The organism is Paraburkholderia sp. BL27I4N3 (assembly GCF_003386115.1).
GTDB lineage: Bacteria > Pseudomonadota > Gammaproteobacteria > Burkholderiales > Burkholderiaceae > Paraburkholderia.
On sequence record NZ_QREJ01000001.1, the window covers coordinates 2,671,678 to 2,686,758 of the forward strand.

The 15,081-nt window shown below is 59.9% G+C and carries 15 protein-coding genes; 5 read left to right on the forward strand and 10 right to left on the reverse strand.

What is annotated here, in order from left to right; translation table 11 throughout:
• Position 1: 1 nt before the first annotated feature.
• The 7 genes from B0G71_RS12305 to B0G71_RS12335 form a co-directional block, all read right to left on the reverse strand.
• On the reverse strand, positions 2 to 322 hold the full coding sequence (locus B0G71_RS12305) for a type IV secretion system protein VirB3 (protein ID WP_116142078.1): 321 nt from the start codon (positions 320 to 322) through the stop codon (positions 2 to 4).
• 16 nt (positions 323 to 338) lie between these two features.
• Positions 339 to 638 (reverse strand): TrbC/VirB2 family protein, encoded by a 300-nt coding sequence (locus B0G71_RS12310; protein ID WP_404935331.1) that lies wholly within the window; start codon positions 636 to 638, stop codon positions 339 to 341.
• Positions 639 to 730: 92 nt separating this feature from the next.
• Positions 731 to 1,384, reverse strand: coding sequence for a lytic transglycosylase domain-containing protein (locus B0G71_RS12315; protein WP_116148548.1), 654 nt, complete (start codon positions 1,382 to 1,384; stop codon positions 731 to 733).
• Complete coding sequence (locus B0G71_RS12320; RefSeq protein ID WP_116142082.1) at positions 1,384 to 1,959, reverse strand: hypothetical protein; 576 nt, start codon at positions 1,957 to 1,959, stop codon at positions 1,384 to 1,386. Before B0G71_RS12320 ends, B0G71_RS12315 begins: the two co-directional genes overlap by 1 nt.
• 329 nt (positions 1,960 to 2,288) lie before the next feature.
• Positions 2,289 to 2,573 carry a hypothetical protein gene (locus B0G71_RS12325; protein ID WP_309546257.1) on the reverse strand — a complete coding sequence of 95 codons (285 nt, stop codon included), beginning with the start codon at positions 2,571 to 2,573 and terminating at the stop codon, positions 2,289 to 2,291.
• Positions 2,566 to 2,799 carry an AlpA family transcriptional regulator gene (locus B0G71_RS12330; protein ID WP_116142086.1) on the reverse strand — a complete coding sequence of 78 codons (234 nt, stop codon included), beginning with the start codon at positions 2,797 to 2,799 and terminating at the stop codon, positions 2,566 to 2,568. Before B0G71_RS12330 ends, B0G71_RS12325 begins: the two co-directional genes overlap by 8 nt.
• A gap of 596 nt (positions 2,800 to 3,395) precedes the next feature.
• Positions 3,396 to 3,959: a hypothetical protein gene (locus B0G71_RS12335; protein WP_258875569.1), complete on the reverse strand. Its 564-nt coding sequence runs from the start codon at positions 3,957 to 3,959 to the stop codon at positions 3,396 to 3,398.
• Between the two features lie 378 nt (positions 3,960 to 4,337).
• Between B0G71_RS12335 and mnmH the strand changes: the two genes are divergently transcribed.
• A complete protein-coding gene (gene mnmH / locus B0G71_RS12340; protein ID WP_116142088.1) occupies positions 4,338 to 5,396 on the forward strand; it encodes a tRNA 2-selenouridine(34) synthase MnmH in 1,059 nt (352 codons plus the stop codon).
• Here the strand turns inward: mnmH and B0G71_RS42640 are convergent.
• From B0G71_RS42640 to B0G71_RS12355, 3 genes are read right to left on the reverse strand one after another with little or no spacing between them, the layout of a single operon-like run.
• Positions 5,322 to 6,353 (reverse strand): fatty acid desaturase, encoded by a 1,032-nt coding sequence (locus B0G71_RS42640; protein WP_116142090.1) that lies wholly within the window; start codon positions 6,351 to 6,353, stop codon positions 5,322 to 5,324. The genes mnmH and B0G71_RS42640 overlap by 75 nt on opposite strands.
• Positions 6,337 to 7,077 carry an autoinducer binding domain-containing protein gene (locus B0G71_RS12350; RefSeq protein WP_116142092.1) on the reverse strand — a complete coding sequence of 247 codons (741 nt, stop codon included), beginning with the start codon at positions 7,075 to 7,077 and terminating at the stop codon, positions 6,337 to 6,339. The genes B0G71_RS42640 and B0G71_RS12350 overlap by 17 nt, the downstream gene beginning before the upstream one ends.
• 38 nt (positions 7,078 to 7,115) lie before the next feature.
• A complete protein-coding gene (locus B0G71_RS12355) occupies positions 7,116 to 7,430 on the reverse strand; it encodes a hypothetical protein (RefSeq protein ID WP_147308671.1) in 315 nt (104 codons plus the stop codon).
• A gap of 2,654 nt (positions 7,431 to 10,084) precedes the next feature.
• Here B0G71_RS12355 and B0G71_RS41335 point away from each other — a divergent pair.
• The 4 genes from B0G71_RS41335 to B0G71_RS12380 all read left to right on the forward strand — a co-directional run bounded on the left by B0G71_RS41335 (position 10,085) and on the right by B0G71_RS12380 (position 15,073).
• Positions 10,085 to 10,423 carry a hypothetical protein gene (locus B0G71_RS41335; protein ID WP_181916761.1) on the forward strand — a complete coding sequence of 113 codons (339 nt, stop codon included), beginning with the start codon at positions 10,085 to 10,087 and terminating at the stop codon, positions 10,421 to 10,423.
• 589 nt (positions 10,424 to 11,012) lie between these two features.
• On the forward strand, positions 11,013 to 12,335 hold the full coding sequence (locus B0G71_RS12370; protein ID WP_116142098.1) for a DUF3300 domain-containing protein: 1,323 nt from the start codon (positions 11,013 to 11,015) through the stop codon (positions 12,333 to 12,335).
• 23 nt (positions 12,336 to 12,358) lie between these two features.
• Positions 12,359 to 13,306 carry a DUF2950 domain-containing protein gene (locus B0G71_RS12375; protein ID WP_116142100.1) on the forward strand — a complete coding sequence of 316 codons (948 nt, stop codon included), beginning with the start codon at positions 12,359 to 12,361 and terminating at the stop codon, positions 13,304 to 13,306.
• A gap of 147 nt (positions 13,307 to 13,453) precedes the next feature.
• A complete protein-coding gene (locus B0G71_RS12380; RefSeq protein WP_116148552.1) occupies positions 13,454 to 15,073 on the forward strand; it encodes an intermembrane transport protein PqiB in 1,620 nt (539 codons plus the stop codon).
• Positions 15,074 to 15,081: the final 8 nt, after the last annotated feature.

Below are 15,081 nucleotides of genomic sequence, written 5' to 3' on the forward strand. Positions count from 1 at the left end.
GTCACGCCCTCCTTTTGAGGCGGACCGGCACGTAAGCGTGTACGCCCCAGGAGCGGCGGTTACCCTGACGCAGGACCATGCGCAAGCGCAGTGCGTACTGCGCCAGGCGCTGGTCGTCGCGGCGCGTGATGACGCGCATGGCAACGAACACCGGGATCATCAGGAACAACAGTCCGACGCCGAGCGGCGGACTGGCCAGCAGCGCCCAGATAGCCGGAATCAGCATGCCGCCGCCAATCATGAGGAATGGCACGAGCGGTACACCCCAGATCATTGCGGGCCGCGTGCATCCCTTGAAAACCAGATCCTTGAGCGAGTTCATGATTCGCCGCCTCGGATCAGCTCGTCGGAATCAGCATGCCGGCGATCACCGTCGCGCAACCGACAAAGAGACCGCCGATAAACACGTTTGCGATATCACCAAACCGGGCATGCTGGAACATCATCCGGAAGCCCGCCCAGATGATGGAAATCGAGCAGATCACACCGCCCACGCCGAGCAGCGTCGTCTGGATCGTGCTCAGGAGGGTGTTGACCTGCGAGAGCTGTGCCCAGGCAGGAGAGGCGAGCAGCAGCGACACGACTGCAGCGGCGATTTGACGCGCCATCTTTCGATCGGGCTGAGTCCTGCCCGGCATATTCCGATAACACCGATTTACACTAAGTATTCCTGAATTCATCATTGACTCCTTCCTGCTTTCGATGGATCTGCTATCGTCTGGCCAGTGGACTAGAACACCACGGCGCTGCTGCCTGGCTCGCGAACATCTGTGCCCGGTGCGGTGGCGGGTAGCTCCGATACCGGGTGACCAGGAGATCGGGATCGCACCGGATTCGAAGGCACGGCGGGATCAACCGGAATAACCGTAATGGGCTCAATCGCCGGTACGACTGCATGAGAGAACGGTGGCACTGGCAGCCGCGCGTTATCGACCACCCGCTGTACATAGCCGGTGCGGTACCCTGCCGAGAAATTGCCGCTTGCGTAGCACGACAGGCTCGCGCGAAGTGCAGCCTGCGGATCACGCCGGACATCCGTCTGTGCGTAGCGCGCTGCCGTAAAGCAGCCCTGCAGAATCGCGGCGCCCGCAGCCAGATTGCGGCAGGTATCGAATGCGCTCCGCTCAGTCAGTCCGTACGCGGCCCAGTTGGCGCGGTTCACCTGCGCAAGGCCGACACTGAAATTCCAGCCATTGGCGGCAAGCACATGGGCGGTGGCCACCGCTTCGGCCTCGCTCACCGGTTGACGCACCAACCGGCCGTGCGCGACGCCGATCGCATACGGATTGAACCCCGACTCCGTCCGCACAATGGCAGTCATCGTGACCGGTGAGACCTGAGGCGCACACTGCTGCGCGAGCGTGGTGAAATCGAGCGGCAGCATCATTGCCCCCCATCGCCGAAGCGGCTCTGCTGTTCGGTCCGTTGCAGGAAAACCGCAGCGGACTGCGACGGGTCGTAGGGTACCTGCACGCTGCCCGCGCCGTAGAATTCGGTAATCGTTGAACCCGCACCTGCCACACCCCACCAGACACGGCTATAGAGTTGGTTATCGATGTCGACATTGATCGCAGCGGTGGCGCCGCATAGCAACTCGCTCTGTTCGGAACCGCCCCAGTGCAGGAGATCCTCACGGCAGTAGCTGCCACTCGCGAAAGTGTTGGTCGCAAACGTCCCCTGCGAACCGCCCGCGCCGAAATCACAGGTCGGGAACGGATCGCTGTGACGCAGCGCACGCCACAGTTTCTCGATAGGCGGCACGCACGCGCTGTATTGCTCCGGGCCGCCCGGATTGGACAGGCACAGCAGCACCTGGCAGCCCCAGTCATCCGCGCGAGCCATGCTGGGGGCGAACATGGACGCGCCAGCGAATACTACCAGGGCAAGCGACCATCCGCGCGATGCACGGCGCACCATCCCCGGCCTCCGCCCGCTCACTACTGATCGCGACATTTTCATAATCCGCTTCCCTTCCATCAGTGCGACGCCGACGTACGGAACCGGAAGCGAGGAAAAAGAAACCTGCGGCGACGGGAAACTCGCCGCAAGCTCAAGGGGGATCAAAGCAGAGAAGCCCGCAAACGCAGGCTTTCGGGCATGGCCTAACCACTATGCACACACGCATCCGTCGATACGTCGGGATCGCTCACGCGTACTCGGTCGTGCGCATTGCACGTTGACCGGAACAGGTTGTCGAAATTTCGAACGGAGCTCTACCGGAGGCACGTTAATTGAATCTCAATGAGCCATCTGCTCCGACTCCCGGCATACGGCCGGGCGGTGCTACCTCATGCCTGCTTCACCAGCAACCTTGCTAACGACTGCTTGGCAGAGCTCAATTCGAGTTCAAACCGGCACCACGGATGTCGTGGAATCCCTAGTCGACGACAAATCACTTCACGACCGGCGCGCCACAGATAAACCATGCGTAGCAAGTCCCGCTGACGAGTTGCAAGCCGCCTCCACGCCTCTTCTATCAGATCTGCATCCGCCGGGTCATACGAACCGCGATTCGCACTCGCCCAGTTATCCAGCCGGGCATCGAGGGAAGGCGTTTTCGGAAGATCATCCACCGCGGACCTCGTCATCTGACGGCGCAACGCGATACCCAGCGGGATCTTCGAGAAACAGTTCGATATCAGACGCACGCCATCCAACAGCTCGCTCGCCAAGACGGATCGGGCGCGGAAACGTCCCCTCCTGCATGCGCTGGTAGATTGTCGATCGCTTTAGACCAACTTCCAGTTCGACCTGGCCGCGCCGCAAAATCGCCCCCACTCCGCGCAATCTATCGGACATGATCGACCTCCCTCTGTATCGCCCGAATCAGTTCCTGCATGGGCTCCATTCAAGCAGCGGGAGAGCCTGACGGGCAAGCCCGTCATATCGTCGGAACGTCCCGTCCGGTAGTCAGGGGCAGCTCAGACGGCCACTGGATTCAAAGACTGAGTCCAGCCTTGGAGCGGCAGCAAAGTTCTGCATACTGCGCGGGCGTCCGCATCGGCGTGCTCATTGAGGCCACGTCTTTCGTCAATCGCGGGCAACGGCCGAGGATCTGGATAGAGGATCCTCATCCCACTACGACTAATCCTTTGGAATTACAAAAGAAAAGAGCTTCGAGAGTGTCTGTTAGGTGAGGAAGCTGAACCGCTTTGCGCAGACACTCGTCGAGTCAAAGTGCATCGTCCGTCAAGTTTGCTGACGGCTGGTAGATCGTCGACCGCGATAGCTCGCTTCCCACGTGCTCTGCTTGCACCGAAGAACTGAAAGCGCATCGCGTATTTTTCTGCTCATGACTAGACTGGGTGTTGTCGCTAGCGGCTAACGAGATACTGGGGTCATTCAAGCAATGGGATCAAGCGACGGGCAACCCGTTTCGCCGTCAGGATGCCCCGTCAGGATCGCGGTCGCATGGGATGCCGATTGTCGGCATCCTTCAGCCAGTCGGGCCGAATCGCTGAAGCGTACGTTTGTCCGCTGCGCGACGCTTCGCCGTCGGGTTGCGCTTTGAAGTTTAATCGTTCGTCGATTGCGCGCGCGACCGCAGACGATTTAGGCGGCTTGTTCTCATCATAATCAGACCAGAAAGTGTGCATAACGTCGAACAACCCCGAAAGAATCTCGGTAATGAAAGGCAGGTGAACCGTAACCCCGTCGGAATGCTCCGACGGACGGTCGCTTAAGCACTGGCAGGTCTTCCAAGCGGGAATCATCGCACGCAAAGACTCGATCTCTTCTTCCTGCTTTTCCTCGATCGCATGATACATAGCCACGGTGCGCAGGAGTGCCTTCCCCATCTCGGCTAACTGTCGATCCTTTCCTTTTAACCGCTCCGTTAACCGACGAACATCAGCTTCAGCCTGATCTACGCGCCGCTGCAATGTGTTCAGGGTAGACGCTGAAACGGTTCCGTCGCGAGCGTCCGGTGGCTGACACGGGTTAGGTGAGTGATCCATCATACGTCCTCATTGCTTGCGGCGTTATGCCGCGTCACCCTCAGCCTTCGGCTGCTCTCTGCGACATCAAGGAGTGGTCGCGTCGGCCATCGGCCTTAATCGCCTGGTCCCGCGGCCCATCGCATCGCGCGATGACGCGCCCAACATTAAAAGAAAAATATCCATCGCTCTTCTGACGGCCGACGCCAGAGAGCTTATGCTGAAGCGAGGCGTCGAAATCACAACGATCGTTCGGTCAGCGCAGAAGCTATTGCCGACTCAAAACGGGGCTACAGCCCCTTAGCCGGTCACTAAGCGAAAGTTTAGTCCGACACACCTAGGATCGGGGCAACGCCATTTTGCATTGACTTTTCCAGTACACCATGCTAGAGAGGGCGAAATATGTATGATTTGGATGCTCTCAAGAAATTTGACCTGATTATCGACGCACGAAGCCCGCGCGAATTTGCCGAAGACCATCTGCCTGGGGCCATAAACCTTCCGGTCGTCTTCGACGATGAGTATGCGGAAGTCGGTACTACTCATCGCACCAATCCGATGCGCGCGTATCAGATCGGTGTCGCCTACTCCCTAAAGAACATCGCCCGGCACCTCGAGCTTCCGTTTTTTCGGAGCGATCGACGAATGTCAGTCCTGGTTTATTGCTTCCGTGGTGGGAAGCGAAGCAAGCTTTGGACAGACGCTCTGGAAACGATCGGCTACAAGGTCGACAGGCTGCCGACTGGTTGGAAAGGATATCGAAATTGGGTGCGTCAAACTCTCGAAGAGGTCCCCGCGCACTTGCAGTTCAATGTGCTCTCTGGCCCCACCGGATGCGGAAAAACTCGACTGCTACTCGCGCTACGGACGGCAGGTGCACAGGTCATCGATCTAGAGGAGCTTGCCTCGCACCGCGGCTCGATCATTGGGGCAATTCCAGGGCGAGCCCAACCAAGCCAGAAATTTTTTGACAGCCTGTTGCTTGCCGAGATAAGTCGTCTGGACTCGGCAAAGCGGATTTGGATCGAAAGTGAAAGCAAGCGAATCGGTCACGTCCAATTACCGACTGCGCTGTTCCATAGAATGCATGGCGGACGTTTATTCGCTGTCGAGACCCCGATGCGCGAAAGAATTGCAATGTGGCGTCGCGAGTATCCCCACTTCGAAAGAGACCCCACGGGCCTAGTCACACAACTTGGACACCTAAAAGCACTCGTAAGCGGGGCGACACTACAGAAGTGGGCGTCGATGGCTGAACGCTGCGAGATCGAAGCTCTCTTCGAGAGCATCATGGTCGACTATTACGACCCTGCGTACACTCGCTCGACGAAGAAAAATTATTTGCATACGGAGCACGCCATAAAGATCCAACTTGAAACGCTTGACTCATCGTATCTCGCAAACGTCGCAAGACGTTTGATTTCTGACAGTGACGCTCTGACGTCGCCGCCGCCTGAGTAAGACCTTCGTTCGTCGATTCATTATCGAAAACCAGAACGGCGAGAGAAGCGTCAACCAAAGCATTTGAAAGTAGCCACCCGGCAAAGTGGTTCGTTGCGCGGTGAGACCCAGATATGGCGTTTCACCGTCCTGATGATGAGCGTTATGGAAGCCGTTGTTCACGAGTAGGCAGTTCGACAACCAAAAGTCAACATCCCACGACGTAAGCGCAGTGCGAGAAATGTCCGCGTCGAATCCGTAGTGCTGCATGTACCCGACTGCCTCAACGACAAACACGCTCACAACAGCGTATCCGATGTAGAAAAGCGCAATCTTCCATTGCAGAAGCGCGGCGAAGCCCAGCAACAATATTGCGAACAGTGCATTTCGAAAAAGGCTATACGGTACCTTTCCCCCCGGATGGGAACGCCGCGAAAACGACGAGACCAACCCCGCTGCATAGGAGCGTCCAACATGACACCATACCGTCGTGCCTAATGAAGCAGTCGAACCGAATTGCGGATTTCCAACATGTCGATGATGCAATTGGTGCGCAACTCGGTAATGCGGATAGCCGGCAATGACGAATGCCAGGTCACTAACGTGCTGCCATATTCTGGCTGGTCGGTGCGTAAGCTCATGCAGGTGTGCCATTGCGGTAGCGCTTAACACTCCGCACGCGACAACAAGTCCGATCAGTTCCACCCCTGATGCAGTTGACGCACGGTATGCACCGATTCCGAGTGCCAAGGCCCAAGAGCAAGCAAACCAGCCAGGTACCTGATCTTCATCTGTTTTCTCGATGGCTTGCCCCGACTTGGGGGCTCCTCGCCCTATCGTTGCGTCCAGCGCAGGAACAACGAACAGGACCACAGCCACAAATGTCCAAGGGCGTCCGACAAGGAACAGGGCGCCTGCAGCCGTGGGTAAAGTGAGCGAGAGCCAAAACGCTCTACCCGAGTTACGCCAGAAGGTCATTCATTTCCGCGAACTTAACCGCTTCCGAGATATGCGAAACACCAATCTTGTCTTTTATTTTTCTATAGTTTACGTAGACGGTCTGAACGGAGATGTCCATCTCGCGAGCAATGTCTTCCGCGGTAAATCCATTTTTAAGGTAGCCCACTACGCGGAGATCCATTTCAGTAATACCATGCGCCTCAAGGATCTCGCGTTTTGTCATTCGGATGGACCAATCGAGCAATTCCATGGCAAGTGCTCTGAAATACAATCGGTGCACGGTCAGCCTCTTTTCCCCGACAGCCTGGCTATCGTCTGATCCGATGTACAGAACACCCATACGCTCTGTGGCGCTGGCGTGGACTGGCACCACGATCCCGCTTCTGAAGCCGTGTTTGCTTGCCGCGACGAGCATTTCGCGCTGGCCCTGTGTTTCGGCGACAATCTCGGACCCCGTTATTGGAGCGGTGTTGCTTCGCGCATACTCTAGAAACGGGTCAGTCATGTACCATTTATTGGCGTTATACATCTGACACCATTCCGGGCGGCAGCCAATGAGAAAACGATGCGTCGCACGGGTAGCCGTTGTCGCGCTGGGATGGAGTGAAACGAACACGTACGACTCACCGCCAAGCGCGGTGACGATTGATTTGACGCAACTTGCCAGTTCAGAGTCGTCCTTGGCGACCATGAGCTCTTCGAAGAGACCGCCAACTTCAGGGGGCGCCTGTTGGGCAATCATTTCCTCACCCTCCTCAACCCCTTCAGGCGCTTGCGTAGCTATTCGGCCACGCGATTTTCCACGAGGTGACGCCGAACTTCGTAATACAACGGAGCCAGTTCCTCCGAATACGGGTCCGCGTCTGCAAATCGGTGTAGATCGCCTAGCGCAGAAATCGGCAGCACTTGGACAGATGCTGTTTGATCCCTTTCAATAAGCCGCCGTTCAAGCGAAAAACCGCGCGCCGTTTGGAAAAGGCTGAGCACGACGTGTTCCCCACCGAGATTGAGCCCGCGCTCAAAAACAAGACTCTTCATCATCGGCTCCGGCAGGGCGATTGCGATGACCACACGAAGAGCAGGCGATCCCTTCAAGATCGATCATCGAGACGCTCGTGATAAAGTCTTCAGATCCACAGGCGAGACATTCGACAATCAAACCGTCATACTCGGTGCCGCAGCACTGGCAAGTAAGGCGGTGAATCTCCCCCGCGGCGAGGACTTCCCAACAGTCTTCCATCGGGACGCCGCACTTAGGGCAAACAAAACCTAGTTCGGATATTACATTTGTCATGTTCGAAAGCTTTATGAAACAATTCGCGTTCCGACAAGTAATAGCTTAGCTTAGCACTGTCCTATTTCAACTGCACAAATTGCGCTGCCCGCGTCAAACAGTCGTCCTCCTTGGTGATCTTCGCCTGTACGGCCAACGATTTCAGCCTGTCGCCGCAACTCCGTGCCGATACTTGCTTTCAATCGCCATCGCACGGCGGCATTGACGGCGATCAGCTATGCACTCGTCTACGCGGGTTTCGGCGTCGAGGCCGTGCGTGGCGCGCCGCCGCGAGCAATGGCGCTGCGATGGTGCGTCCACCCCGTACTTCGACACGACGCTTGGCGTGACAAGCCGCTTCTTGGCTTGCTGACCGGACATGCGGGAATTGGGCCAGGATTCTTGGCGGGCGCGGTGTCGGTCACTTGCTCAACGGCGGGCGCCTTGGCGTTGAATTCCATGCGACGAGATATGCCGCCCGCATCCTCTGCGCAACCGTTGGCCGGGATCCCACAGTACGACGAAGACTAGAGACAAGCCACTCCGTGAGGTTGAGGGACGACAACCCCACCACCACTAGGCTTAACACCTCGTGGACCACGCCATCAAGACGCATGCCCGCATCGATGTCATGCTCAACTATACGAAACTCACGCCTCGCTCGCTCGACGCTTGAACGCTTGCACGTAGGGGACTGCGATCGCATGGTCGACGTCAACATTAAGGGCGAGTTGTACGGCATCGTCGCTGCGTTGGAGTTGGCGATGGTGGCTAATAAAGCACACGTCATCAACGTCTTGTCGGCGACTGGACATAAGTTCGGTCCATGCATTGGACCGACATACAAGAAGGTCCGCCGGAATCCGGCTATGACTTGATGTCGTTGTGTGGATCGCGCAAAATCAAAATGCGACTAGGCCCAGACTCTGCGGGGTTTGCCGCCGCTTCTGGCGGAGAGGGAGTGATCGAACAGCGCTGCGCTCTGCGGAGTGATAAACCTATAGGAGCCTAATCGATGTTTCGATCTGAGCAGCGATCCACCACCTTGCAGTGTCCTCATAGAGATTCCCTCAGGCTGTTATCGATAGGCCGTACTAGTATCCAACGCGCATTCCTGGTTTTCCTGAGCGAATGAACTGCTGCTCCGCCGCCCTACAGTTGGAGCGCTGGCAGCCCCCGAGCCGTCAGAAATGGGACTGCGTTACCAGTAAACAGGTTGTCGCGAGCACAGTTCGCGCATTGATATACGAGTCTCAATCTCGTGAGCAGCGAATGCGCGCCGGCCCCTCGACGCGACCCAAAATTCCGCTTTGTTCCCGGGAGAACCGTCCGTCCTGTGGGGGCAAACGTGGGGGCAAAATCGCCCCAAACGAAAAAGGCTCTCAGAGCCGAAGCCATGAGAGCCTTATATCTATTGGTCGGGGCGAGAGGATTTGAACCTCCGACCACCTGCACCCCATAAAAGGAGCAAATTTCCCCAACCTGAAGAGCCTGCCCAGCGTCGCGGTATTCGAAACCTCGGCCATGAGACAACATCCCGGGGAATCCAATGATTTTGCGTATACGCATACGTATATGCAACACGAACAACGATATTTTTTTATTTACAATCAAATAGTTATATTTATCATTCGAGTCCTCTCCTGGCACCATTAGCAGTTACGGCGCAAGCCGAAGCAGTTCGAGAAACCCCGTAAGATCAACGTCTTACGGGGTTTTTTGTTTCTACAGATTCCTTGAACTCCGCTGACATCGACGATTTTCGCGCGGCCGAATGCGCCCTTCATCGCATGGCCCAACGCTGGCTCGACTTCAAACGCGACGAATGGGCAGAGGAAACCTTTCGCTTGCAAGAAGTGGGTAATCCTGAGCCTTTAAGGGACGGTTCATATCGTTCCAGAAACGATGCAGCGCGCGACTGTGCGCGTGGGAATCGACGGCCGCCTGGTACCGGTTCAGCGGTCCCGGCAAGCTGTCGTTCTTGCGCTTGGTCCGCGTCCGAGCCGCAGTCCAGCGGGTACCGCGCGGGACGACCGAAGTCGCCTGCTCTGTCTATCCACGCATTCAAGGCCGGAATGGTCTGCCGCCACTCTCCTTTGCGCGCGGCCGCCGCGAAGTTTCGCCAAGCGAGCGCGTCGCTTGCCAACCAGCGCTGCCACGCGCGAGTTAGCGCACGCTCGACACGCAGAACGTTCGAGATGCGCGCGCCATGATGCGCGGCGCGGGATCGGCCGGCGCGGATGCAGCCGCGAATAAAGCAACCAGCATTGCAACGCCGGATAGAAATCGCTTCACGGCGCGCGACCCGACTTCCCTAAGCATTCCTGTTGAAAGCGTTGTTGCAGAAACACGGCGGCCGACGTGTTCCAGTTACGCAGCCATGCATCCTCGCCCGGTTGTGGCGCCGCTTCAATCACCTCGGTTGTGCAACAGCCCTTCTTCTTGTCGACCTGCACCCGGTCGGACGCATGGTTCGATGCAGTCGATCGAACTGGATGGGCCGCGGATCGCGCCGCGCATCGAATATGCGGCGTGGGTGCGGCGAAACAGTTTCGCGGATACGTTCACGCATCTGCTAGCGCTGCGCGGCGCGCTGCAAAGTTTCTATGCTGCAGGTCTCGACGCATATCGCGGCGAGCGTGAGGCGTGGTCTAGCGAGATTCGCGATGCGTTGCAGGCGCAGCCGGACAACCCCTACTCCGCCGATTCGTCGGCGACGACCTGTAGCACCGGAGCCACGTCGCCGATCAACCGGGCTGAGCGAGACGCCGGCATCACGCGTCAACAAAAACGCATGTTCGGCTGGATCGAATGACGCTAGTCCGTTTTAATGTCCGGTCGCACGCACGCGCGTTTTTCGAGGACGTTATGACCCAACGCATAACTAACTTACGCAACTTATGCGAAAGACTTAATCCATGCACCGCGACTGCAGCGATCCCGATGGATCTTGCGCGCAAGGCAAGGAGCTTCTGAGAAGCGCCAACCGTCGAAAAAACCCAGCAAGCATCGCGCCGTTAATCCATGAACGAAAGAAATTCAACTAGAATTTATTTGAGCAAAAGTTTGCACATGTTCGCGGAAAAGGTTTATTAGTAGTCGCCATTGCGTAAGATGCACGGTATCTCGCACGCACGCATCACGCTCTCTGCGCGGGGCGCGGTTTAGTGTCGTCGCGAACGTGCCACGAATGCATGGCGCGGACGATCAGACACACGCTGCCAGGCACACAATTCGGAGTCCATTTGAAGTCCGATTTTCGCGGGTCCTTGCATCACCGGTTGCCGCACGGGTGATCGGCCCCGTCTCAAGCGACCGGCCGCTTCGCGGCACGGTCACGGCGTCGACGTCTCATACAGCGCAGCATTGCGCCGCAAACAACTTCCAACAAGGGAGACCTGATCGTGAAACGCTCCAGGGCATACCAGAGAAGATCGCGAATTCTTCTGGCCGCATTGACCGCACTGGCCGGCTCGCCGCTTTTGCCCGAGGTGGCGGCGCCGGTCGCTCATGCACAAACTGCCGCGCAGACGCCGGCGAAGATCTCGAATCAACAACTGGACTCGCTGACCGCGCCGATCGCGCTCTACCCCGACGCCCTCCTCGCGCAAGTGCTGATGGCTTCCACCTTTCCGCAGGAGGTGCCGTCGGCGGCGGCGTGGTCGAAAGCCAATCCGAAACTCCAGGGCGACGACGCCGTGAAGGCGGTCGCGTCGGAGCCGTGGGACCCGAGCGTCCAATCGCTGGTGGCGTTTCCGCAGGTGCTCGCCACCATGGCGTCCAAACCCGACTGGGTCACGCAACTCGGCAACGCCTTCCTCGCGCAGCCGGACGACGTGATGGACTCCGTGCAACGGCTGCGCAAGCAGGCGCAGAAGGCCGGCAACCTGCAGACCAACCCGCAGCAGAAAGTGGTGGTCGAGCAGAGCACGATCCAGATCGTGCCGGTCAACCCGCAGGTCGTCTATGTGCCGACGTACAACCCCACGGTCGTCTACGGCGCGTGGCCCTATCCGGCCTACCCGCCCGTATACGTGCCGCCCCCACCCGGCTATGCCGTGGCCAACGGTCTTGCCGCGGGCCTCGCGTTCGGCGTCGGCGTCGCCATCACCAGTTCGCTGTGGAGCAATGTCAACTGGAACAATCACAGCGTCAACATCAACGTGAATCAATACAACAACATCAATGTGAACCGGCGGCTCGACGTGAATAGCAGCACGACCAACTGGAACCGGAATTCGACCTTCAACCGCAATACCTCGACCAACGTGGGCAGCGCGCAACGCGATGCATATCGCGGGCGCGATACGTCGGCAGCGGCAACATCGCGCGCGCAGGCACAGCAGACCTTGCAGAACCGCACTGGCCAGAATCTGGGCGGCACCGCCAGCCAGCGCGTGGAGGGCATCCACCAGGGCGGCAACTCGCCCGCCAGCCTGCGCGACAGCGCGCAGCACGTGAACCGCGACAACGCCTTGCGCGGCGCGGGCAATGGCGGCGACGCGCAGCGGGACATGCAGCGCGGCCAAGCCAGCCGGCAAGCGCAGGCGAACAACCGCGGCGGCGGCCTCGGCGCGAATGGCGGCGCTCAGCAACGTGGTGGCAATCTGGGCGCGGGCGGCGCGGGCGAGCGCGGCGGCGGTTTCGGCGCGGGCGGCGGCGGCCAACGCACCGGCGGTGGGCTGGGCGCAGGCGGCGGTCAGCGTCACTTCGGCCGGCAACGTTGAAACCGATCTCACAGGAGCCGCTCATGATCCGCATCCGCATGTTCCATACCGCCGGCGCACCTCATGCCGGCGCCCCCGCGCTAACCCGGCGCCTCGTCGCTGCCGCGCTCGCGCTTGCCATGCTTGTGTTCGGCGCGTCCGCGGCGCATGCGCAAGCTGTCTACCCCACGCCCGAAGCCGCGGCCAACGCGTTTGTCGACGCGCTCGCCAGCAACGATCACGGCGCGATGCAGCACGTGCTCGGCAACGACTTCACCCGCTTTATCCCAACCAAAGACGTCGGCGAAGAGGACATCTACGACTTTCTCGGCGCGTGGTCGGCAGGACACCAGATCGTCGACGATCCCGCGCCGGCCGGCGGTCACGCGAGCAAGCATCTGACGGTCGGCACCAGTGGCTGGTCGCTGCCGATTCCGCTCGTGCAGACTTCCAAAGGCTGGCGCTTCGATCCCGTAGCCGGCCGCGACGAAATCGCGACGCGCCGCATCGGCCGCAACGAGCGCGCGGCGATGCAGACGTCGCTCGCCTATCTCGACGCGCAACGCGCCTATCAAGGCTTGACGCAGCATTACGCGCAGCGCATTCTCAGCACGCCGGGAAAGCGCGACGGCTTGTACTGGCCGAGCGCGCCGGGTGAAGCGGAGAGCCCGCTTGGCCCGCTCGCCGCGACGATGCCGCACACCGAGTCTGTCTCGAAAGACGGTTATCATGGCTATCACTTCCGCATCCTGACCGCGCAAGGACCGCATGCCAAAGGCGGTAGTCAGGACTACGTCGAGAACGGCACGCTGACGAAAGGCTATGGCCTCGTCGCGTGGCCCGCCGACTATGGCAAGACGGGCGTGATGAGCTTTATCGTCAATCAGGATGGGCAGATCTACCAGAAGAACCTCGGCCCGCAGTCGGCGCGCGCCGCTGCCGCGCTCAAATCGTTTGATCCGGACTCGTCGTGGGAGGCCGTGCAGCCCTGAGCGCGGCATCGGTGCCACCCGCAGGCGGCACCAGGTGCGCGGCGCCGGGGACCAGGCCAGGCATGACGAGGCGGTTCGATCCATGCCCGCCCCGCGTCCGCTCGCCGACCCGCGCGGCAAGCCGCAGCCATGCTTCGGTACCTCGCCATGAGTAGCCAACAAGGACCCGCCCTGCCGCCCGAGCTGCCCGATCCCGACATCACGCCACGGCGCAGCTGGCTGCCCTCGCTCGTCTGGGTCGTGCCGCTGATCGCGGCGCTGATCGGTCTCGCGCTCGTCATCAAGGCGGTCACGGAGCGCGGTCCGGCGATCACGATCGTCTTCGACAACGCCGAAGGCATCGAACCCGGCAAGACCCAGGTCAAGTACAAGGACGTCGAAATCGGTTCGGTGAAGTCGATCACGCTGTCGCAGGATCGGACCCACGTGCAGATCGCCGTGCAACTCACCAAGCAGGCGGAGCGCTTCGCGGTCAAGGACACCCGCTTCTGGGTGGTTCGCCCCCGCGTGGGCGCCGCCGGTGTATCGGGTATCGGCACGCTGCTCTCGGGCGCATATATCGGCGTGGACGTCGGCCGCTCCACGCAAACGCAAACCGAGTTCGTCGGACTGGAGGCGCCGCCGCCCATCACCGCAAACCAGAAAGGCCATCGCTTCACGCTGCATGGCGATTCGCTCGGCTCGATCGACATCGGCTCGCCGATTTTCTACCGGCGCGTGCAGGTGGGCCAGGTCTACGGTATTTCGCTCGACAAGGACGGCACGGGCGTGACGATGCAGGTGTTCGTCGCCGCGCCGTACGATCAGTACGTCGGCACCAATTCGCGCTGGTGGCATGCGAGCGGCGTCAATGTGCGGCTCGATTCGGACGGCTTCGTCGTCAACACGCAGTCGCTCGCGGCGATTCTGGTCGGCGGCCTCGCATTCCAGACGCCGCCAGGCCAGCCGATGGGTACACTCGCCGCGGAGAAAACCGGCTTCCGGCTTGCCGCCGACGAAGTGGATGCCATGCGCGCGCCGGACGGCGCGCCGGTACGTGCCGTGATGATCTTCAATCAGTCGCTGCGTGGGCTGTCGGTTGGCGCGACGGTCGACTTCCGGGGCATCGTGCTCGGCCAGGTGACGGACATCGGCGTCGAATACGATCCGGACGCGCGCAGCTTTGTCATGCCGGTAACGCTGGATCTGTACCCCGACCGGCTGCGCCGGCGCTCCCGTGGCGCGACGATGCCCGAGGCGGGTAGCGCGGCCAGCCACGAACTATTGCGCCGGCTCGTCGAGCGCGGCCTGCGTGGGCAATTGCGCACCGGCAACCTGCTGACGGGCCAGTTGTATATCGCGCTCGACATCTTCCCCAACGCCGCGCCCGTCAAGTTCGACACCAACAGCGAGCCGATCCGGCTGCCGACCATTCCGAACACGCTCGACGCGTTGCAGACGCAGGTGGCCGACATTGCGAAGAAGCTCAATCGGATTCCGTTCGATCAGATCGGCTCGAATCTGAACACGTCGCTGAAAAACGCCGACGCGCTGTTCAACCGGCTGAACAACGAGGTCCTGCCGCAGGCGCGCGACACACTCGCCGCCGCGCGGCAAACCTTCGGCTCCGCCGAGGCGACTTTGCAGCAGGACTCGCCCATGCAGTCGGATGTGCATCAGGCGCTGCAGGAGTTGACCCGCACGCTGCAATCGCTGAACGCGCTGGCCGACTATCTGGAGCGCCATCCGGAGTCGCTGGTGCGCGGCAAACCAGGAGAGAAGCCATGAATTCCTCG